The 23,640-nt window shown below is 68.8% G+C and carries 1 protein-coding gene and 1 pseudogene; both read right to left on the bottom strand.

What is annotated here, in order from left to right; genetic code table 11:
* Positions 1–201: 201 nt before the first annotated feature.
* A pseudogene (locus ACQI5H_RS00860) lies at positions 202–19,094 on the bottom strand (non-ribosomal peptide synthase/polyketide synthase).
* A complete protein-coding gene (locus ACQI5H_RS00855) occupies positions 19,081–23,640 on the bottom strand; it encodes an amino acid adenylation domain-containing protein (protein ID WP_427077546.1) in 4,560 nt (1,519 codons plus the stop codon). Before ACQI5H_RS00855 ends, ACQI5H_RS00860 begins: the two are co-directional and overlap by 14 nt.

The following is a 23,640-nucleotide window of genomic DNA, read 5'->3' as shown; positions in this document are numbered from 1 at the left end:
CGCGAACGTAACTTCGATGTCGCTTCCCGTCCGGCGGCGCCTTCGCTAGCAGTAACGAAGAATTCACCGCCGAGGGTTATTCGTCAATCGCGTAGACTCGATGCGGCTTGATTCCGTCCTGGTGCGCAATGCTTTTCGGTTACCCGGGACCGGCCTGCCACCAAATCCCTTGGCGTGGTTTGGGTTCCCGGCGGCGCCGCGTCACTTCGTGGTGATGAAGGCCGTCGGTGTGCTGCCCAAGTGCTGACTCAAGCTCCGAACGGAGGCCGCGTCGAATAGGGTGCGCACCGCAATGCGGACGTTCAAAGCGGTGTTGATCGCCGCGATAACCCGCATCGCCGCCAGCGAATCCCCGCCCATATCGAAAAACGAGTCATCGACGCCTACCCGCTCGATCCCCAGCACCCGGGCATAGATATCGGCCACGATCTCCTCGACCGCATTGGCCGGCGCGCGGTAACCCTCGGCATCCGGGTGTTGCGGGGCCGGGAGCGACGTGGGGTCGCGACGGCCGCCTGTCCGGGCGTCCTCACCCGCGTCCAGCGCATCCATCGACGACACCCGCCGCGTCGGCTCCGCGGTCATCGCCACCAGCAGCCCGCGCAACCGTCCGATCAATGCTTCGATGGCGGCCGAGTCGAAAAGCGCTGTGCGGTATTGGACGCGAAGCTCCAGCTCGCGGCCCGGCGCCGCTTGGATCGTGAGCGGGTAGTGGTAGTAGTCGCGGTTGGTGACGTCGGTGATGGCCAACCCGTCGATGCCCGACAACGCCGCGGTTTCGGTTGGATAGTTTTCGTACACGAAGACGGTGTCGAACAACCTTTCCCGACCGGCGATGCGATGAACATCGCTGAGCGCCAGATGCTGGTGTTCGAGCGTGTGAGTGTGGGCGCTTTGCAACTGCTCCAGCAGATCTGCTGTGGTGGTTTCCGCCGTGACGGTGGCCCGTACCGGCACCGTGTTGATCAACAGGCCCACCATCGATTCCGCGCCGGCCACCTCGGCCGGCCGCCCCGAGACGACGGCGCCGAAGGCCACGTCACGCTGACCTGTCAGCGACATCAGCAGGAGCGCCCAAGCGCCCTGCAACACGGTGCTGACGGTGGTGCGCTGCGAGCGGGCCAGCTCGCCGATGGCGCGGGTGGTCTCCTCGGGCACCCGCAACGATTGATCGCCGCGCTGCCCGAGCCCTAACCGATCCGGCGGGCCCACCAGGGTGGGGGTGTCGAAGCCGGCCAATACGTCGCGCCAGGCCGCTTGGGCGGCCCTGCGGTCCCGATCGGCCAGCCAGTCGACGAATCGGCGATAGGGCACCGCGGCGGGCAGGCGATGCCCGCAGTAGCCGGCGAAGATTTCCCGCAGCAGGATCTGCAGGGACCAGCCGTCCATCAATATGTGGTGATTGGTCAGCACAAACCGGTGCCGATCCGCTCGGGTCCGGATCAACGCCACCCGAAAGGCCGGTGGGTTGTCGAAATCGCAGACCGCGGCGCGTTCGTCGGCGCAGAGCCGCCGGATCTGCTCGTCGACATCGACACCGCTTGCGTCCAGCTCGACGTACCGCCACGGCGGCGCCGGATCGGCCGGGATGAGCTGCACCGGCTCGTCGAATTGCGCGCAGAAGTGGGCCGCCAGGTTGGGATACCGTTTGACCACCGCGGACGCCGCATCGCGCAACCGGTGCTGGTCGAGCGGGCCCGTGATGGTGATGTCCAGCTGGACCGCATACGCGTCGTCGCCCGATCCGTGCGCCGCGTTGGCGTGGAACAGCAGCCCCTGCTGCAGGGGGGTCAGCGGCAAGATGTCGGCGATGCGGTGTTGCCGCTCCAGGTCGTCGATCTGCTGCTGGCTCAACTGGGCCGGCACGATGTCCGACGGCGTCAACCCGCCCCCGCCGCGGCGCACGTGCGCGCAGATGCCGCCGAGAACCTCGAACCACAGCCGGCTCAGCCGGCCGACCTGCTCATCGTCGAGCGCCGACTGCGCCCACGTCCAGTTGGCCTGCAGGTGTGGGCCCGCGTCGGTGTCGACGGTGGCCGCGTTGAGGTCGACGGTGTGCGGCAGCGGCATCGCTATGGCCGCGCTGACTCCTGCGATCTCCTCGCCGTCTGAGCTGACGCGCCAGAAATCGTCGGAGATCTCGCTCGCCGCCGCGCCCAGCCGCCCCAGGTAGTTGAAACCGATCCGCGGATCCCGTCCGGCCAGCTCCACGTCGTTGTTCAGATAGCGGAGCAAGCCGTACGTCAACGGCTCCGGCAGAGCGCGAAGCTGCTCCTTGGCCTCCTTGATGGCGGCCGCCAACGCGGCGTCGCCCGCCACCACCCGCGCCCAGGGCACCCCGCCGACCGCCAGCGACACCGGGTAGATGGTCGTGAACCACCCGACGGTGCGCGACAGGTCAAGATCGGGGGCCAGCTCCTCGTGACGCCCGTGGCCCTCCACATCGATGCCGATCGGCGCGCCGTCGCTACCCAAGAACTGGGCCCACGCCAGGCCGAACGCGATCAAGAGGATCTCGTGCACTCCGGCGTGAAAAGCCGCGGGCACCTCACCCAGCAGCATGCGGGTGGTCTCGACATCGAGCGACGCCGACAACCGTCCGGCGCTGGCGAATGTGTCCACCGCGGGTCGCACCGCGGGCAGCGCGGCCGGAACCGCCGCCACCCGCCGCCACGCGTCAGCCTGGTCCACGACCTCCGGGCGGTGCGCATGCTCGGCCAGGAGCGATGCCCACCGGGCAAACGACGTCCCCTCGGCCGACAAGGCCACCGGCTGTCCACCGCGATGCTGAACCCAGGCGATGTTCAAGTCGGTCAGCAGGACCCGCCACGACACCCCGTCGACGGCCAGGTGGTGGATCAGCAACGCCAGCTGGCCGGTCGAGGGCACCCACAACGCGCTGAGCATCGCGCCGACGGCCGGGTTCAACCTCGCCCGGGCCTGCAGCACCGCCTCGTCGGAGAGCGCCTCGACGGATTGCAGGTGCGCGCTCGCGTGGACCAACCCCGCCTCGAGCACCGTCAACGACCAGCCTCGGGCCCCGTCGTCGGCGACGCGCAGCCGCAGCATGGGGTGCCGGTCCAGCAACGCCTGCAGCACGACGACCACGTCCGCCTCGGTCACGCCCGCTGGAGCCTGCAACACCGCCGTCTGGTTGAACTGCTCGACGGGGCCACCCAGGCCCTTCAGCCACCGCATGATCGGGGTTGCGACCACATGCTTGACACCCTCGTCGGCCGTGCGATCCGGACCGATGGTCACGGACAGCAACGGGGCCTTGCGAGCCACCCGGGCCAGCCTGGCCACGGTCTGCTCGACGAAGATGTCGCGCGGCCGACACACCAGACCGGCGGTGTGCGCCCGCGCCACCACTTGCATCGACAGAATGCTGTCGCCGCCCAGCTCGAAGAACGACTCGTCGGCGCCGACCCGCTCCAGCCCGAGCACCTGGGCGTAGATGCCGGCCAGCGTCTCCTCGACCGGGCCGTCCGGGGCGCGGTAGTGATCGACCTCTTGGTATTCCGGCGCGGGCAGGGCGCGCGTGTCGAGCTTGCCGTTGACGGTCAGCGGCAGGGCTTCGATCACCATCACCGCGGTCGGCACCATGTAGGCAGGCAGCCGGTCGGCCAGTGCGGCGCGCGCCGCGGCCGGATCGGCGGTCCCGGTGACATACCCGACGAGGCGCTTGTCGCCGGGGCGGTCCTCGCGGGCGATTACCACCGCCTGCTGCACGCCGGGTTGCGCGGCCAGCGCCGCCTGCACCTCACCGAGTTCGATGCGATACCCGCGGATCTTGACCTGCTCGTCGGCACGCCCGAGATACCGCAGCTGTCCGTCGGCACCCCAGCACACCAGGTCGCCGGTGCGATACATCCGTGCGCTGGGCCCGCCGAACGGGCAGGCCACAAACCGCGTCGCCGTCAACCCGGCCCGGCCGACGTACCCGTACGCCAGCCCGCCACCGGCCACATACAGCTCCCCGACCACCCCGGCGGGCACCGGCCGCAACCAGCCGTCGAGCACGAAAAAGCCCAGATGGGCCAACGGCACCCCGATCGGGCTGGCGTTGCTGTCGACATCGGCGTCGACGACCTCCCGGAACGAGGCATGCACCGTCGTCTCGGTGATGCCATACATGTTGATCAGCCGCGGCGATCCCGAATGGTGGTGCAGCCACGTCGCCAGACGCTGGGGTTCCAGCGCCTCGCCACCGAAGACCACCGTCTCGAGCTTGAGCTGGTCCCCCAGCTCGGGCTGCAACGCGTCGGCGGTTTGCAGCGCATAAAACGCCGAGGGGGTTTGGCTCAACACATTGGCTTGTTCTTTGACGAGCAAGGCATGGAGGTCTTCGGGCGAGCGCACCACCGAATCGGGCACCACCACCAGGCGCCCGCCGTGCAACAGGGCACCGAAGATCTCCCACACCGAGAAGTCGAACGCCAGGGAGTGGCATTGGGTCCACACCTGACCCGGCGACAGGTCGCGGTCCAAAGACTCCAGCAGCTGGGTCACGTTGCGGTGGGCGACGGCCACCCCCTTGGGGACGCCGGTGGTGCCCGAGGTGTAGATCAGGTAGGCGATGTCGGCGGGGGTCGGTCCCGGCAACGCGGCGCTGGTTTCGATGTCGGCGGGGAGGTCGTCGATGTTGACGACCGGCAGGCCGCACCCGTGCAGCCGCGCGGCCAGGTCGGTGGTGGTGATCGCGGCGATCGGGGCGGCATCGTCGAGCATGAACTGCATCCGCGCCGCCGGCGCCGACGGGTCGACGGCCAGATACGCCGCCCCGGTTTTCAGCACGGCCAGGATCGACACGACCGCCTCGGCGGAACGGGCGAACAGCAACGCCACACGCTGGCCCGGTCCGGCGCCCCGTTCGATCATCAAGTGCGCCAACCGATTCGACGCGTCATCGACCTCTCGATAGGACATGCTGCGATCCCCGCAGCTGATCGCCACCGCCTCCGGGGCCCGCGCCGCCTGCGCGGCGAACAACACCGGGATCGACGCCGCGGGCGGGGCCGCCTCGGTCAGCACGGCACGGTTGCCCCACGCATCCAGGCGGGCGTACTCACCGGCATCGAGCACATCCACCGACGACAGCCGCCGGGCGGGGTCGGCGGTGATCGCCACCAGCACCCGCCGCAGCCGCTCGATCATCGCCTCGATGCTCGACGCGTCGAACACGTCGGTGCGAAACTCCACCTCACCGCCGATCCCGGCGGGCTGGCTGTCCTCGGTCCAGCGTTCGGCCAACGAGAACGTCAGGTCCGTGCGGGCGCTCTGGGTGTCCACCGGCAACGGGGTGGCCTGCAGGTCACCCAGACTCAGCTTCGCGGGCTCGTTGTTCTGCCACGCCAGCAGCACCTGAACCAGTGGGTGATGGGTCAGCGATCGGGTGGGGTTGAGCCGCTCCACCAGCACCTCGAAGGGCACGTCCTGATGCTCGTAGGCGGCCAGGCTGCGCTGGCGCACCTGGGCCAACACCTCGGCGACGGTGGGATCGCCGGCCAGGTCGACCCGCAGCACCAGGGTGTTGACGAAGAAGCCGACCAATTCGTCGAGCGCGGTGTCTCGGCGCCCGGCGATGGGGAATCCCACCGCCACGTCGGGGCTGGCGCTGAGTTTGGACAGCAACACCGCCAGGGCGGCCTGCATCACCATGAAGCTGGTCGCGCTGTGCTCGCGGGCCAGCCGGGTGACCTGCTGCTGTAACTCGACCGGCCAGTCGACCTTCACACTGGCACCGCGGTGGTCGGCCACCGGCGGGTAGGGCCGGTCGGTGGGCAGCGCCAGGTGTTCGGGCATGCCAGCCAGGGCGTCCAGCCAGAATTCCAGCTGGGCGGCGATGCGGCTGTCCGGGTCGGTCAGCTCGCCGAGCTGGTCGCGCTGCCACAACGTGTAATCGGCGTACTGCACCGGCAACGGCGCCCACTCCGGGGCCTGCCCCACACTCCGGCTGGCATAGGCCACACCGAGATCCCGCACCAGCGGGGTCACCGACAACCCGTCGGCGGCGATGTGGTGCATCGCGGCCACCAAAACGTGTTCGTCCGCGGCGACGCGGAAAAGCCTTGCCCGCAAAGGGATTTCGGAGGCCAGATCGAAGGGGTGACGTGCCGCCGCGCCGATGGCCTCATCCAATCGGCTAGCGGGCCAGTCGGCGGCGTCGACGACCTGCCAGCCGAAGTCGGCCCGCTCGACGGGAACGACCACTTGCTCGGGCATGCCGTCGGGGGCCGCGAACAGCGTGCGCAGGCTTTCATGGCGGCCCACCACATCGCCGAGCGCCACGCCCAACGCATCGACGTCAAACTCGCCGCGCAGCCGCAGCGCCACCCCGATGTTGTAGGTCGGTGACGGTCCTTCCAACTGGTCCAGGAACCATAGCCTGGACTGGGCGAACGACAGCGGCAGGACGGCGGGCCGCGGGCCGGCCACCAACGGCTCGGGTCCTTCGCCGTCGGCACCGATACGGGGCGCCAATTGGGCGACCGTCGGCGCCTCGAACACGGTGCGCACCGCGAGGCCAGCATCGAGGGCGGTGTTGATCGCGGCGATCAGGCGCATCGCCGAAATGCTGTCCCCACCCAAATCGAAGAACGACTCATCGGCCCCGACCCGTGACAGACCAAGCACCTGAGCAAAGACACCGGCCAGCGTCTCCTCGACGGGTCCGCTCGGGGCGCGGAAGTGATCGCCGTCCTGGTATTCCGGCGCCGGAAGCGCGCGGGTGTCCAGCTTGCCGTTGGACGTCAGCGGCAGCGCGTCGATCGCGATCACCGCGGCGGGGACCATGTAGACGGGGAGCCGCTCGGCCAGCAGCGCGCGGATCTCGACCGGGTTCGCCGTCCCGATGACATAACCCACCAGGCGCTTGTCGCCGGGGCGGTCCTCGCGGGCGATCACCACCGCCTGCTCCACCCCGTCCACGGCGGCGAGGGCGGCCTGCACTTCGCCGAGTTCGATCCGGTAGCCGCGGATTTTGACCTGCTCATCGGCGCGGCCCACATACTGCAGCTGCCCGTCGGCTCCCCAACGCACGCGATCGCCGCTGCGATACATGCGTACTCCTGGCGCTCCCGCGCCGGCGAATGGGCAGGCCACGAACCGGGTCGCCGTCAACCCGGCGCGACCGACATAGCCGGCGGCCACGCCCGTGCCGGCCACGTACAGCTCCCCGACCACCCCGGTGGGCACCGGCCGCAACTTTCCGTCGAGGACGAACAACGCCGCCCCATCGACCGGCGACCCGATCGGCGGCGTACCCGAACCCGCCCTGAGCGGTGCGCTGATCGACACGCACATCGTGGTCTCGGTGGGGCCGTAGCCGTTGACCATCACCCGCCCCGGCGCCCAGCGATCGACCACCTCGGCCGGGCAGGCCTCGCCGCCCATCACCAACGCCGAGTCCACGCCCTCCGGTGACAACGCCGCCACGGCGGTTGGGGTTTGGGTCAACACGCTGACCCGCTCGGCAACCAGCAACGCGTGGAAGTCGTCCGGTGAGGCGGTCACCTCTTCGGACGCCACCACCACTCGTCCGCCACGCAGCAGCGCGCCGAAGATCTCCCACACCGACACGTCAAAGGCCAAGGAATGACACAGCGCCCACACGCCGGGCGCGGGCAGACCGCCATCCAGCGTCGACAACAGCTCGGTCACGTTGCTGTGGGTCGTCGCCACCCCCTTGGGCACACCGGTGGTGCCCGAGGTGTAGATCAGGTACGCGAAATCCTGGGCTGTCGGCGCCGGCGTCGGCAGCGCCGTGCTGGGCTGGTCGGCAATGCGCGGGTCGTTGACGTCGACGACCGGGACGTCATGCCCGTCCAGCCGGCCGATCAGCCCGCCGGTGGTGATCGCGACGACGGGCCCGGCATCGCCGACCACGAATTCCACCCGGGCGTCCGGCACCACCGGGTCGATCGGCACGTAGGCCGCGCCCGTCTTCAATACCGCCAGAATCGCCACGATCGCCCGCTCCGACCGCGGCAATAGCAGCACCACGCACTCCCCGAGCCGTGCACCGTAGCCAGAAACCAAGTGCGCCAACCGGTTCGACGCCTCGTCCAACTCGCGATACGTCATGGTGCGGCCGTCGAAAGTCACCGCCGCCGCATCCGGCGTGCGCGCCACATGCTCGGCGAACAACGCCGGAATCGACACCGCCGCGGTCACCGGCCGGGTCAAGGTCGCGCGGTTACCCCACACATCCAGCTGGGCGAACTCGTCCTCATCGAGCAGATCGATCGCCGATAATCGCTGCCCCGAACGGGCGCTCATGACTGCCCTTCGAGATCGGCGGTCATGGCCACGATCACCCGCCGCAACCGTTCGACCAGCATCTCGATGCTGGTCGCGTCGAACACGTCGGTGCGAAACTCCACTTCCCCGCCGATCCCGGCGGGCTCACCGGACTCGGTCCACCGCTCGGCCAAGCCGAACACCAGATCCATGCGAGCGGTGTCGGCCTCGGCGGGAACCTGCGTAACCCGTAGATCACCCAGCGTCCACGCGGCGGGATCGTTGTCCTGCCCGGCAAGGTTCTGCCACGCCAACGCCACCTGGATCAGCGGGTGATGGCTCAGGCTTCGCGTGGGGTTGAGCCGCTCGACGAGCACTTCGAAGGGCACGTCCTGGTGTTCGTAGGCGGCCAGGCTGCGCTCGCGCACCTGGTCCAACAACTCCTCGACGGTGGGGTCCCCAGCCAGGTCGACGCGCAGCACCAAGGTGTTGACGAAGAAACCGACCAAGTCGGTCAGCGCCGGATCGCGACGTCCGGCTATCGGGAAACCGATTGCGACGTCGCTGCTTCCGCTGAGCTTGGACAGCAGTACCGCCAGCGCGGCTTGCACGACCATGAAACTCGTCGCGCCGTGCTCGCGCGCCACCTCACGCACCCGCTGCTGCAAGTCGGCCGGCCAGTCCACCGCGACGCGGGCGCCGCGCTGATCGGCGACCGCCGGATACGGCCGGTCGGTGGGAAGCGCCAACTGCTCGGGGATCCCGGCCAGGGCGTCTTGCCAATAGGCCACCTGCGCGGCGATGCGGCTGTGCGGGTCGTTGAGCTCGCCGAGCTGCTCGCGCTGCCACAGCGTGTAGTCGACGTATTGCACCGGCAACGGCGCCCAGCCGGGGGCTTCTCCCGCGCAGCGGCTGGCATACGCCACACCCAGGTCACGCATCAGCGGGCCAATCGACAACCCGTCGGAGGCGATGTGGTGTACCACGGCCACCAGCAGGTATTCGTCATCCGCTACTCGGAAAAGCCTTGCCCGCAAAGGGATTTCGGCGGCGAGGTCGAATGTGTACCGCGCCGCGGCGCCGGCGGCCTCCCGCAGCCGGCTTTCCGCCCAGTCCGTCGCCTCGACGACGTCCCAGCCAAAATCGGCCCGCTCCACGGGAATAACCAACTGCTGCGGGGTCCCGTCAACCGCCGGGAACAGCGTGCGCAGGCTCTCGTGGCGGCCGATCACGTCGGCGAGGGCCGCACCCAATGCGTCGGCGTCGAGGCGCCCGCACAGCCGCAACGCCACCGCCATGTTGTAGAGCGGGGACGGCCCCTGCATCTGGTCGAGGAACCACAACCGGTTTTGGGCGAACGACAGCGGGATCATCGCCGGGCGCTCGACGGCCACCAACGGCTCCAGCCCGTCCCCGCCCGCACCGATGCGGGGCGTCAGCTGCGCGACCGTGGGCCCCTCGAATAGGGCACGCACCGAAAGACCGGCATCGAGTGCGGCATTGATCGCGCCGATCACCCGCATCGCCGACAGCGAGTCGCCACCCAGCTCGAAGAACGATTCGTCGACCCCGACCCGCTCCAGCCCGAGCACCCGGGCATAGATACCGGCGACGATCTCCTCGGCGAGGGTGGCCGGTGCCCGGTAACCGCCGGCGTCCTGATACTCCGGCGCCGGGAGGGCTCGCTTGTCGAGCTTGCCGTTGACCGTCATCGGCAGGGCATCGATCACCACCACCGCGGCCGGCACCATATATTCGGGCAACCGCTCGCCCAGCTTCGCGCGCGCCGTACCGGGATCCGCGGTTCCGGTCACGTAACCGACCAGCCGCTTGTCGCCGGGTCGGTCCTCGCGGGCGATCACCACCGCCTGCTGCACCCCGTCCACACCCGCCAGCGCGGCCTGGACCTCACCGAGTTCGATGCGGTAGCCGCGGATCTTGACCTGCTCGTCGGCGCGCCCCAGATACCGTAGCTGCCCGTCGGAACCCCAACACACCACATCGCCGGTGCGATACATGCGTGCGCCGGGCGCCCCGAATGGGCAAGCCACAAACCGAGATCCGGTCAAGCCCGCGCGGCCCACATAGCCATACGCCAACCCGGAACCGGCCACATACAACTCCCCGACCACCCCGGCGGGCACCGGTCGCAACCAGCCGTCGAGCACGAAAAAGCCCAGATGGGCCAACGGCACCCCGATGGGGCTTGCCGCGCTATCGACATCGCTGTGAACGACCTCGCGGAACGACGCGTGCACCGTCGTCTCGGTAATGCCGTACATGTTGATCAGTCGCGGCAGACCCTGATGATTGTCCAACCATGTCCCAACGCGCTGCGGTTCCAGCGCTTCCCCGCCGAACACCACCGTCTCCAGCTTGAGCTGGTCTCCCAGCTCGGGAGATTGCGCGTCGATGGTTTGCAGCGCATAGAACGCCGACGGGGTCTGGCTCAACACGCTGACCTGTTCGCGAATCAGCAAGGCGTGCAAGTGCCCCGGCGAGCGGACCACCGATTCGGGCACCACCACCAGGCGCCCACCGTGCAACAGCGCGCCGAAGATCTCCCACACCGAGAAGTCGAACGCCAGGGAGTGGCATTGCGTCCACACCTGCCCGGGCGAGAGCCCCAGGTCGGCGTCCAAAGCCTCCAATAGCTGCGTCACGTTGCGATGGGCGACGGCCACCCCCTTGGGGACTCCGGTGGTGCCCGAGGTGTAGATCAGGTAGGCGATCTCGTCGGGGGCCGGGGACGGCAGCGCGGTGTTCGGCTGGGCGGCGACCCGCGGGTCGTCGACGTCGATCACAAGCAGCTGCTGCCCGTTGAGGCGGTCGGCGTGTGCGGTGGTGGTGATCGCGGCGACAGGCGCGGCGTCGCCGAGCACGAACTGCATCCGCGCGTCCGGCACCGCCGGGTCGATCGGCACATACGCCGCACCGGTTTTGAGCACCGCCAGGATCGACACGACCGCCTCGGCCGACCGGGAAAACAGCAGCGCCACCCGCTGCCCCGGGCCCACCCGCTGGCCAACCAGCAAGTGCGCCAACCGATTCGACGCCTCGTCAACCTCCCGGTACGTCATGGGACGTCCCTCGAAGCTGATGGCCACCGCCTCGGGGGCGCGGGCCACCTGCGCGGCGAACACCGCCGGAATCGACACCGTGGTGGTCGCGGGTTGGGTCAGCGCCGCGCGGTTGGCCCAGCCATCCAGCCGGGCCTGCTCACCGGCGTCGAGCACATCGACCGAGGAGAGCCGCCGTGCCGGGTCGGCGGTGATCGCCACCAACACCCGCCGCAGCCGCTCGACGAGGGTTTCGATGCTGGACGCGTCGAACACGTCGGTGCGAAACTCCACCTCACCGCCGATCCCGGCGGGCTCGCCACTGTCCGTCCAGCGCTCGGCCAATGAAAACGTCAAATCCACGCGGGCGCTATGGGTATCCGCCCGCAACGGGCTGACCTCTACATCACCCAAGGCCATCCCGGCGGTGGGATCGCCTTGCTGCCAGTTCTGCCAGGCCAGCATCACCTGAACCAACGGGTGATGCGCAAGCGAGCGGGCCGGGTTGAGCCGCTCCACCAACACCTCGAAGGGGACGTCCTGATGCTCGTAGGCGGCCAGGCTGCGCGCACGCACCTGCGCCAAGACCTCGGCTACGGTCGGGTCCCCGGCCACATCGAGGCGCAACACCAGGGTGTTGACGAAAAAGCCGACCAAGTCATCCAAAGCCGCATCGCGTCGTCCGGCGATCGGGAATCCCACGGCCACATCGCTTGTGGCGCCGATCTTGGCCAGCAACACCGCCAGCGCGGCCTGCATCACCATGAAGCTGGTCGCGTTGTGGTCCGCGGCCAGCCGGCGCAGCTGCTGCTGCACCTCGACCGGCCACTCCACCGCCACGGTGGCCCCGCGGTAATCGGCCACCGGCGGATAAGGCCGATCGGTGGGCAACGCAAGGCGCTCGGGCATTCCCGCCAAAGCGCCTTCCCAGTAAGCCAATTGCGCGCCGATGCGGCTCTCGCTGTCGTCGAGTTCGCCGAATTGCGCGCGCTGCCAGAGCGTGTAGTCGACGTACTGCACCGGCAACGGCATCCACCCCGGCGCCTGCCCCACAAAGCGACTCGCGTAGGCCGCGCCCAGATCGCGCACCAGCGGCCCTATCGACAGTCCGTCGGCGGCGATGTGATGCACCACCGCGGCCAGCACGTGCTCGTCCTCGCCGACGCGGAAAAGCCGCGCCCGCAACGGAATCGCGGAGGAAAGATCGAACGCGTGGGCGGCCATCTCCTCGACGGCGTCCCGCAGCCGGCTTTCCGGCCAGCCCGCGGCGTCGACGACATCCCAGCCGAAATCGGCCCACTCAGCCGGCATCACCACCTGCTGCGGTGCGCCCTGCGGTGCGACGAACACGGTACGCAGGCTCTCGTGGCGGGCTACCACATCGGCCAACGCCGAATTCAGCGCGTCGGCATCGAGCTGGCCGCGCAGCCGCAGGGCCACCGCCATGTTGTAAACCGGTGAGGGCCCGTGCAATTGGTCCAAGAACCACAACCGGTTCTGGGTGAACGACAACGGCACCACCGCCGGCCGCTCACCGGCCACCAACGGCTCCAGCCGATCCCCTTCGGCGCCGACACGAAGGGACAACTGCGCCACCGTCGGCGCCTCGAACAAGACACGCACCGCAAGCCCGGCATCCAACGACTTGTTCGCCGCGGCGATCACCCGCATCGCCGAAAGCGAATCCCCACCCAGCTCGAAGAACGAGTCGTCAACCCCCACCCGCTCGAGCCCCAACACCTGGGCGTAGATGCCCGCCAGGATCTCCTCCACCGCACCCGAAGGAGCGCGATAGTGATCGCCGTCCCGGTATTCCGGTGCGGGCAAGGCCCGCTTGTCGAGTTTGCCGTTCACCGTCAAGGGCAGCGCGTCGACGACGACGATCGCGGCCGGCACCATATACGGCGGCAGCTGATCGGCCAGCTTGGCGCGCAGGCGGATCGGCTCGACCGCCCCGGTCACGTAACCCACCAGCCGCTTGTCGCCCGGGCGGTCCTCGCGGGCGATCACCGCCGCCTGCTCCACTCCGTCCGCGCCGGCCAGCGCCGCCTGAACTTCACCGAGTTCGATCCGGTAGCCGCGGATCTTGACCTGATCGTCGACGCGGCCCAAGTACTGCAGCTGCCCGTCGGCGCCCCAGCGCACCAGATCCCCGGTGCGATACATGCGTGCTCCTGGCGCTCCCGCGCCGGCGAACGGGCACGCCACGAACCGCGACGCCGTCAACCCCGCGCGCCGCACATACCCACACGCCACACCGCGACCGGCCACATACAACTCCCCGACCACCCCAGCGGGCACCGGCCGCAACCACTCGTCGAGGACGAACGACGCCGCGCCCGGCACCGGCGAGCCGATCGGCGCGACCCCCGACCCCGCGGCCAGCGGCGCACTCATCGCCGCATAGACCGTGGCCTCGGTGGGCCCGTAGGCGTTGATCATCACCCGCCCCGGTGCCCACCGATCCACCAACTCGGTCGGGCAGGCCTCACCGGCGACGATCAACGCCGTCGAATCCAGACCCTCCGGCGACAACATCCCCACGGCGGACGGGGTTTGACAAAGGACGCTGACGTTTTCGGCGACCAGCAAGGCGGGGAAGTCCTCCGGCGAGCGCGCCACCGCCTCGGGCACGACCGTCAGGCGTCCGCCGTGCAACAGCGCACCGAAGATCTCCCAGACCGAGACGTCGAAGCTGTAGGAGTGCCACTGCGACCACACCTGTCCCGGTCCCGGCGGTAGGTTGGCGTGCAGCTTTTCCACCAGCTGGGTGACGTTGCGGTGGGTAACCGCCACGCCCTTGGGGATACCAGTCGTGCCCGACGTGTAGATCAGGTACGCGATATCGTCAGCCGCCGGCGCCGGCAACGCCGTGTCGGGCTGGGCGCGAATCCGCGGGTCGCCGATATCGATGACGGGCACCTCATGGCCGTGCAGCCGATCGGCGAACTCGGCAGTGGTGATCGCGGCGGCGGGCGCGGCATCGGCCACCATGAACCCGATCCGGGCCACCGGCAGCGCCGGGTCGATCGGCACATAGGCCGCCCCGGTCTTGAGCACCGCCAAAATTGCCACGATCGCCTCGGCCGACCGGGAAAACAGCAGCGCCACCGACTGCCCCGGGCCCGCACCGTGCCCAGAAAGCAAGTGCGCCAACCGATTCGACGCCTCATCCAGCTCGCGATACGTCCACGAGTGTTCGCCGCAACTAAGCGCCGCCGCCTCGGGAGCGCGCGCCACCTGCGCGGCAAACAACTCCGGGATCGACACCGACGACGATTCGCCCGCGCTCAAGACGGACCGGTTGCCGATCGCGTCGAGCCGGGCGCGCTCTCCGGCGTCGAGGAGATTCACCGACGACAGCCGGCGCTTCGGGTCGGCGGTCATGGCCACCAAAACCCGTCGCAACCGCTCGACTAGCCCCTCGATGGTGGCCGCGTCGAACACGTCGGTGCGAAACTCCACGTCCCCGCCGATCCCGGCGGGCTCGCCACTCTCGGTCCAGTGTTCGCCCAACGAAAACGTCAAGTCCATGCGGGCGGTGTGGGTGTCCACCGGCAGCGGGGTGATTCGCAGATCGCCGAGGTTCAGCGTCGCGGGGTCGTCGTTCTGCCAGGCCAACACGACCTGAATCAACGGGGAATGGGTCAGGCTTCGGCTGGGGTTGAGCCGCTCCACCAGGACCTCGAAGGGCACGTCTTGGTGCTCGTAGGCGGCGAGGCTGCGCTGGCGCACCTGCTCCAACAAGTCGGCGGCCGTGGGATCACCGGCCACATCGACCCGCAGCACCAACGTGTTGACGAAGAAACCCACCAAGTCGTCGAGTGCGGGGTCACGCCGCCCGGCGATCGGGAACCCCACCGCCACATCGCTGCTGGCGCTCAGCTTGGACAGCAACGCCGCCAAGGCGGCCTGGACAACCATGAAACCGGTCGCGTCGTGCTCGCGCGCCACACGCGCGATCTGCTGCTGCAGCTCCGCCGGCCAATTCACCGCGACTTTGGCGCCGCGGTAATCGGCGACGGGCGGATAGGGCCGATCGGTGGGAAGCTGCAGCCGCTCGGGTAGCCCGGCCAGCGCGTCCTCCCAGTAGGTCAGCTGCGCGGCGATGCGACTCTGCCTGTCGTCGAAATCGCCCAGCTGCTGGCGCTGCCACAGCGTGTAGTCGACATACTGCACCGGCAAGGGCGCCCAGTCGGGGGGTTGCCCCATGGATCGGCTGGCATACGCCTGGCCCAGGTCACGCACCAGCGGCCGCACCGACAACCCGTCGGCGGCGATGTGGTGCACGGCGGCCACCAGCACGTGCTCGTCGTCGGCGACGCGGAAAAGCCTTGCCCGCAAAGGAATTTCGGCTCCCAGGTCGAAACCACAGCGGACCGCCTCGTCGACGGCCCCGTTGAGGCGGCTTTCCGGCCAGTCGGTGGCGTCAATGATCTGCCAACCGAAATCGGCCCGTTCGACGGGGGCGATCAGCTGCCGAGGTACTCCGTCGGGCGCCGCGAACAGCGTGCGCAGCGACTCGTGGCGGCCCACCACGTCGGCCAGCGCCGCACCCAACGCCTCGGCGTCGAGGCGCCCACCCAGCCGCAACGCCACCGCCATGTTGTAGACCGGGGACGGCCCCTCCAACTGGTCCAGGAACCACAGCCGGCTCTGGGCAAACGACAGCGGAATCACCGCCGGCCGCGGGGCGGCCACCAACGGCTCCAGCCCGCTCCCCTCGGCGCCGACGCGGGGTGCCAACTGCGCCACCGTGGGCGCCTCGAACAGGTCCCGCACCGAAAGGCCGGCGTTCAAAGACTTGTTGGCCGCGGCGATCACCCGCATCGCCAACAGCGAATCCCCGCCCAAGTCGAAGAACGACTCGTCGACCCCGACCCGGTCCAGCCCCAACACCTGGGCATAGATCCCGGCCAGGGTCTCCTCGGCGACTGTGGCCGGAGCGCGATAGCGATCGGCATCCGAGTATTCCGGCGCCGGGAGGGCCCGTTTGTCGAGCTTGCCGTTGACCGTCAACGGCAGTGCGTCCAACACCACCACCGCGGCCGGGACCATGTACTCGGGCAGCCGGTCGGCCAGCCTCGCGCGCGCCGTGGCCGGCTCGACGCTCCCCGTCACATAGCCGACTAGGCGCTTGTCGCCGGGGCGGTCCTCGCGGGCGATCACCACCGCCTGCTCCACCCCGCCCACACCGGCCAAGGCCGCGCGGACCTCGCCCAGCTCGATCCGGAACCCGCGGATCTTGACCTGCTCGTCGGCGCGGCCCAGATACCGCAGCTGCCCATCGGCGTCCCAGCAGACCAGGTCCCCGGTGCGGTACATCCGTGCCCCGGGTCCGCCAAAGGGGCACGCCACGAACCGCGACGCGGTCAAACCGGCCCGGCGCACATACCCGTAGCCGGCCCCCGAACCCGCGACATACAACTCCCCGACCACACCCGCGGGCGCCGCACGCAACCAGCCGTCGAGCACGAAAAAGCCGAGATTGGCCAGGGGCACGCCAATCGGGCTGACGTTGCCGTCGATATCGTCGCCGACGATCTCGCGGAACGAGGCGTGCACGGTCGTCTCGGTGGTGCCGTACATGTTGATCAGCCGCGGCGACCCTTGGTGGTTGTCCCGCCATGCCCGAAGACGTTGTGGTTCAAGGGCTTCGCCGGCGAACACCACCGCCTCGAGGCTCAGCCGTCGGCCGAGCTCGGGCGCCAGCGCGTCGGCGGATTGCAACGCGTAAAACGCCGACGGGGTCTGGCTCAACACGCTGACCCGTTCGGCTACCAGCAGGGCGAGGAAGTCTTCGGGTGAGCGCGCCACCGACTCGGGCACCACCACCAGCCGACCGCCGTGCAGCAGCGCACCCCACATCTCCCACACCGAGACGTCGAACGCCAACGAATGCCACTGCGACCAAACCCGTTCCGCCAGCTCGAGGCGATCGCCCGCGGCGTCCAGCAATTCGGTGACGTTGCGGTGCGATATCGCGACCCCCTTGGGGACGCCGGTCGTTCCCGACGTGTAGATCAGGTAGGCGACGTCCTCAGCGTCCGGCGCCGGCAATGGCGTGCCGGGCTGGGCGCGTATCCGCGGATCGCCGAGATCGACGACCGGTAGGCCGGACCCGGCCAGCCGCTCGGCCAGCTCGCCGGTGGTGATTGCGACGGCGGGTGCGGCGTCACCGAGCACGAACTCCATCCGCGCCGCCGGCACCGCCGGGTCGATCGGCACATACGCCGCACCGGTTTTCAGCACGGCCAAGATCGCCACGATCGCCTCGGCCGACCGCGACGACAGCAACGCGACCCGCTCGCCCCGACCGGCGCCCTGGCCGATCAGCAAGTGCGCCAACCGATTCGACGCCTCGTCCAGCTCGCGGTACGTCATACCGCGGCCATCGAAGGTCAGCGCCAGCGCCTCCGGGGCGCGCGCCGCCTGCGCGGCAAACAGCGCCGGGATCGACTCCGTGGACTTCGCCGGCCCGGTCAGCACCCCGCGGTTGGCCCACGCATCGAGGCGGGCCCGCTCGGGCTCGTCGAGCAGATCCGTCGACGACAACCGCCGCGTCGGGTCGGTCGTCATCGCCGCCATGATCCGCTGCAGCCGCTCGATCAGTGTGTCGATGGTGGACGTGTCGAACACGTCGGTGTCGAATTCCACGCGTAGGCGCAACTCGCTGCCGGGCGACACTTGCACCGCCAGCGGGTAGTGGTTGTATTCGTGGTTGGTGAACTCGGTGACCGCCAACCCGTCGACGCCCAGCAGTCCATCGGTGTCGAGCGGATAGTTCTCGAACGCGAAAAGGGTGTCGAACAGTTGGTCGTGACCCGTGGCGCGGTGGATCTCGCGCAGCGCCAAATGCTGGTGCTCAAGCGTATTGCCGTGCGTGGTTCGCAGCTGCTCCAGTAGGTCCGCGGTGGTGGTTTCCACCGTGATGCGCGCGCGCATCGGCACGGTATTGATCAGCAGCCCCACCATCGAGTCCGCGCCCAGCACCTCGGGCGGCCGACCCGAAACCGTGATACCGAAGGCGACATCGTGCCGGCCCGTCAGCAGCGTCAGCAGCTGCGCCCACGCGGCCTGCAGCACGACGTTGGCCGTGGTGTGGCAGGAACGCGCCAGCTCACCGATGGCCTTGGTGGTTTCCTCGGAGACCCGAAACGATGCGACGCTTCGCCGCCCGAGCCGCAACGGGTTAGGTCCGCCCACGAGTGTCGGGGTGTCGAACCCGGCGAAGGCCTCGCGCCACGCCGCGTGGGCGGAAGCAAAGTCTTGATCGGCCAGCCAGGTGACAAACCGGCGATACGGCGCGGCCGCGGGCAGCCGCTGTCGGTGATAGCTGGCGAAGATTTCCTGCAGCACGATCGGCAGCGACCAGCCGTCGACCACGATGTGGTGAAAGGTCAGCACAAAGCGGTGCCGGTCGGCCGCGGTGCGGATTAAGGCGGCCCGAAAGGGCAGTTCGGTGCCGAGCTCGCACACCGAGGCGCGTTCGACGGCGCACAACCGCTCGATCTCGTCACCGCCGTCGAGCTCGACATAGCGCCACGGCACCTCGGGGTCAGCCGGGATGATCTGCACCGGCTGGTCGAATTGTTCGCTGAATCGGGCAGCCAGGTTGGGATGCCGGTTGGCCATAGTCTGCACCGCATCGCGCAGGCGGCGCGGGTCAAGCGGGCCCGTTACCGTGATATCGAGCTGCACCGCATACAGATCGTCGCTACCTAGCGCGGTGCTGGCGTGAAATAGCAGCCCCTGTTGCAGCGGGGTCAGCGGCAGGACGTCAGCAATCCGCATATTGTCGCTGGAGCTCGTCGATCTGCTGCTGGCTAAGACCGGCAAGTGCGATGTCAGACGGCGTCAGCCCACCCCCGCCGCCGCGCACGTGCGCGCAGATACCGGCCAGGGCCTCGAACCACAACCGGCTCAGCCGGCTGACCTGCGCGTGGTTCAGCGCCGACGGTGCCCAGGTCCAGTTGGCGTGCAGGCGCGGGCCGGCCTCCGTGTCGACGGTGCCGGCATTGAGGTCCAGCGTGTGCATCAGCGGCGTCGGCACCGCGGCCGCCGCGGCGGTCAGGGACCAGTCTTCCTGGCTGATGTGCCACAGATCGCCGGATGCCTGGGACGCGGGGGCGCCCAGCCGACCGAGATAGTTGAACCCGACCGGCGGGTCCGACTCGGCCAGGTCGACATCGCTGTTCAGGTAGCGCAGCAGCCCGTAGGTCACGCCGTCCGGGACGGCCCGGAGCTGTTCTTTCGCGTCCTTGAGCACCGCCCCCAAGGCGGCTTCGCCGGTGCCTACCTGCTCCCAGGACAGCCCACCGACGGCCAGGGAGACCGGGTATTTGCTGGTAAACCATCCGACCGTGCGCGACAGGTCCACATCGGCGGCCAGCTCCTCGTGGCGCCCGTGTCCCTCGACGTCGACGCCGATCGGGGCGCTGCCGGTGCCCAAGAACTCCGCGAGCGCAAGCCCGAACGCAATCAACAAAACGTCCTGCACGCCGGCATGGAAGGCAGCCGGTACCTCACCGAGGAGCATCCGGGTCGTCTCGACATCCAGCTCCGCCGACAACACTCCCGCATTGGCATACGTGTCCACCGCCGGTTGCACCGCCGGCAACGCGCTATGCGTCGCGGCCAACTGGCGCCACGTCTCGGCCTGGTCCATCACATCGGCGGCGTGCGCCTGTCCGGCCAGCAGCTTCGCCCATCGGGCAAACGACGTCCCGCCGGCCGGCAACGCCACCGATTGCCCGCTGTGATGCTGGGCCCACGCAATGTTGATGTCCTCCAACAGGATTCGCCAGGATACCCCGTCGACGGCCAGGTGGTGACAAATCAATGCCAACTGGCCGGTGGAAGCCGCCCACACGGCGCTCAGCATCACCCCGGCCGCCGGGTTCAACCGCAAGCGCGCCTGCGCCAGCGCCTCCTCGGACAGCACGTCGACTGTGCGCACGCACTGACGCGCATCCACCGATCCCACCTCGGGCACCGTCAAGGACCAGCCCCGGGCGCCGCCGTCGTCGACGCGCAGGCGCAACATGGCATGCCGATCCAGCAAGGCCTGCAGCACGACCACCACGTCGGCCTCGATCACGCCGGCGGGCGCGTGCACCACCACCGTCTGGTTGAACTGGTCGACGGGACCGTCGACGCTTTCCAGCCAACGCATGATCGGGGTGGACACCACCGCTCCGAGACCCTCATCGACCGGGCCGCCCGCATCGTTGGCCATATCGGCCACCCGGGCCAGCCGGGCCACGGTCTGCTCGACGAAGATGTCGCGCGGCCGGCACACCACACCGGCCGCCCGTGCCCGGGCCACCACCTGCATCGACAGGATGCTGTCGCCTCCGAGCTCGAAGAACGAGTCGTCGACGCCGACCCGCTCTAGCCCGAGAACCTGGGCGTAGATGCCGGCCAGGAGCTCCTCGACCGCGCTGTCCGGGGCGCGATAACCGTCGGCGTCGTGATACTCGGGTGCCGGCAGGGCGCGTTTGTCGAGCTTGCCGTTGACCGTCAGCGGTAGCGCCTGCAACGCGACCACCGCCGCCGGCACCATGTAGTCGGGGAGCCGTTCGGCCAGCGTCGCGCGCGCGGCGGCCGGGTCGGCGCTCCCGGTCACATACCCCACCAGGCGCTTGTGCCCGGAGTGATCCTCGGGGGCGACCACCACCGCCTGCTGCACCCCTTCCACGCCGGCCAGCGCCGCCTCGACCTCGGCGAGTTCGATGCGGAATCCGCGGATCTTGACCTGCTCGTCGGCGCGCCCGAGATACTGCAGCTGCCCGTCGGCGCCCCAGCAGACGAGGTCCCCGGTGCGATACATGCGTGCCCCTGGCCCGCCGAAGGGGCAGGCCACAAACCGCGACGCCGTCAGACCCGCCCGGCGCAGGTAACCGTGCCCCGTTCCGCGGCCGGCGACATATAGCTCTCCGACCACGCCTGCGGGCACCGGCCGCAACCACCCGTCCAGCACGAAGAAGCCCAGGTGCTCCAGGGGCCCCCCGACGGGACTGGCGGTGCTGCCGACGTCGCTGCGAACGATCTCGCGGAACGAGGCATGCACCGTGGTCTCGGTGGTGCCGTACATGTTGATCAGCCGCGGCAAACCCTGGTGGTTGTCCAGCCAGGTCCGAAGTCGTTGTGGTTCAAGCGCTTCGCCGGCGAACACCACGGTCTGCAGCTTCAGCTGATCTCCCAGCTCGGGTGCCAGCGCGTCGGCGGTTTGCAGCGCGTAAAACGCCGACGGGGTCTGGCTTAGCACGCTGACCTGTTCGGCAACCAGCAAGGCGTGGAAATCCTCCGGCGATCGCGCCACCGACTCGGGCACCACCACTAGCCGGCCGCCGTGCAGCAGGGCACCCCAGATCTCACACACCGAGACGTCGAAGGCCAGGGAATGCCACTGCGACCACACTTGGCCCACCAGCGCCAGGTTGTCGTCGAGGGACGCCATCAGCTGCGTCACGTTGTGGTGAGTGATGGCAACGCCTTTGGGGACACCGGTGGTGCCCGAGGTGTAGATCAGGTAGGCGACGTCCTCGGCGTCCGGGGCCGGCAACCCCGTGCTGGGCTGGGTGCCGATCCTGGGGTCGTCGAGGTAGATGATCGGTACATCGCAGTTCTGCAGCCGGTCGGCCAGTGCCGCGGTGGTGAGCGCGGCGATCGGCGCGGCGTCATCGACCATGAATTCGGTGCGGGCCGCCGGGACCGCCGGGTCGATCGGCACATACGCCGCCCCGGTCTTCAACACCGCCAAAATCGACACGATCGCCTCGGCGGACCGCGACAGCAGCAACGCCACCCGTTCGCCGGGCCCCACGCCCTGGCCGGCCAGCAAGTGCGCCAACCTGTTCGACGCCTCATCGAGCTCGCGATACGTCATGCCGCGGCCCTCATAGGTCACCGCCACCGCCTCGGCGGCGCGCGCCACCTGCGCGGCAAACAAGCCCGGAATCGACACCGACGCCGTCGGCTCGGTCAGCACCGACCGGTTGCCCCAATCATCGATGCGGGCCTGCTCAGGCTCACCCAGCAGATCCATCGACGACAGCCACCGACCGGGGTCGGCGGTCATCGCGGCAAACACGCGCTCCAACCGCCGTGCCAAGTCGTGCACATCGCAGTTCGCAAACAACTGGCCGGCACCGGGCGTGCTGAGATAAAGCTTTTCCTCGTCCCGGAAAAAGACCAGCCGGAACTGATCTCCCAAACCGTCGTGGGTCAGCGTCGCCGTCACGGCGGAACCGGCGAGATCCGTCAGATGTGTCGTCGGAATGAAATTGACGGCGATCCGGTTCGATGCCTGCCCGGAGGCGCGATAACGCGCGGTGTTCTCGATCGCGTGAACCGGGAACCGTTGGTGCCGAACCGTTTCGCGGATCCTCGTGTCGACATGCTCACAGAACTCGGCGACCGTCGCCCCCGGCGATGCCGTCAACACCAATGGGACGACGCCGGACGCCATCCCGGGCACCAACTTGACCTCCGGATCCACCCGCCTGCTGACCGGAAAGTCGAACACGACCTCCGAACCCTCGATGTCGCAGCCCCGCACCAACAGCGCGCACGCCGCGGTCATCACCGACGACCGGCGCATCCCCAACGCCTGCGCCAGCTCGTCCATCCGGGCCACCGCGGCCGGGTCCAGTTGAACGGGAACGGAAAACGCATCCCAGTCACGCCCGTTCGCGGCCGCCGCCAGCCGATAGCGTGGTTCGTTTTCCGGCCGCAGGCTCCTGCTCCAATAGGCCTGATCGTTGACGTAATCGCGGGACGCTTCGTACTCGAGCTCGTTGTCGATCAGATCGGTCAGCGATCCGAAAAAGGCCGGTGGAGCCGACGCGCCAGACGCGATAGCGCTGTAGACCGTCGCGACGCGATGCAGAACGAGAGCCAGGCCGACACCGTCGGTCACGATGTGGTGGCAGCAGACGAAGAAATAGAACTCGTCGATGCGTGTCTGCATCAACGCGAATTTGAACAGCGGACCGCTCAGCGGCATCGCGGTGCGCTGAATCGACGACGCCAGCCGATAGGCGTCGCGCTCGGGATCCTGCGAGCCCATCAGGTCATAGCGAGCAAGCTCAACGTGCGGGTCATCCACGATCTTCTGGAAAACCTGGCCATCCACCTGGAAAAACGACGCCCGCAGCGGTTCGGCCTCGCTGACCGCCTGCCGGATCGCCGACTCGAACAAATCAGGGTCGATCGGGCCCGCGATGCGCACGAACACGCCCAATTGCCACCTGGCGCCGAAAACACCCGTCTCCTCGGCCAGCCAGATATCCAACTGTCCCCGTGTCAGCGGAAGTGCCCGCTCATGAAGTTCCAT

Source organism: Mycobacterium heidelbergense, from assembly GCF_050205645.1.
Taxonomy (GTDB): domain Bacteria; phylum Actinomycetota; class Actinomycetes; order Mycobacteriales; family Mycobacteriaceae; genus Mycobacterium; species Mycobacterium heidelbergense_A.
This window is presented reverse-complemented; position numbering and strand designations above follow the sequence as displayed.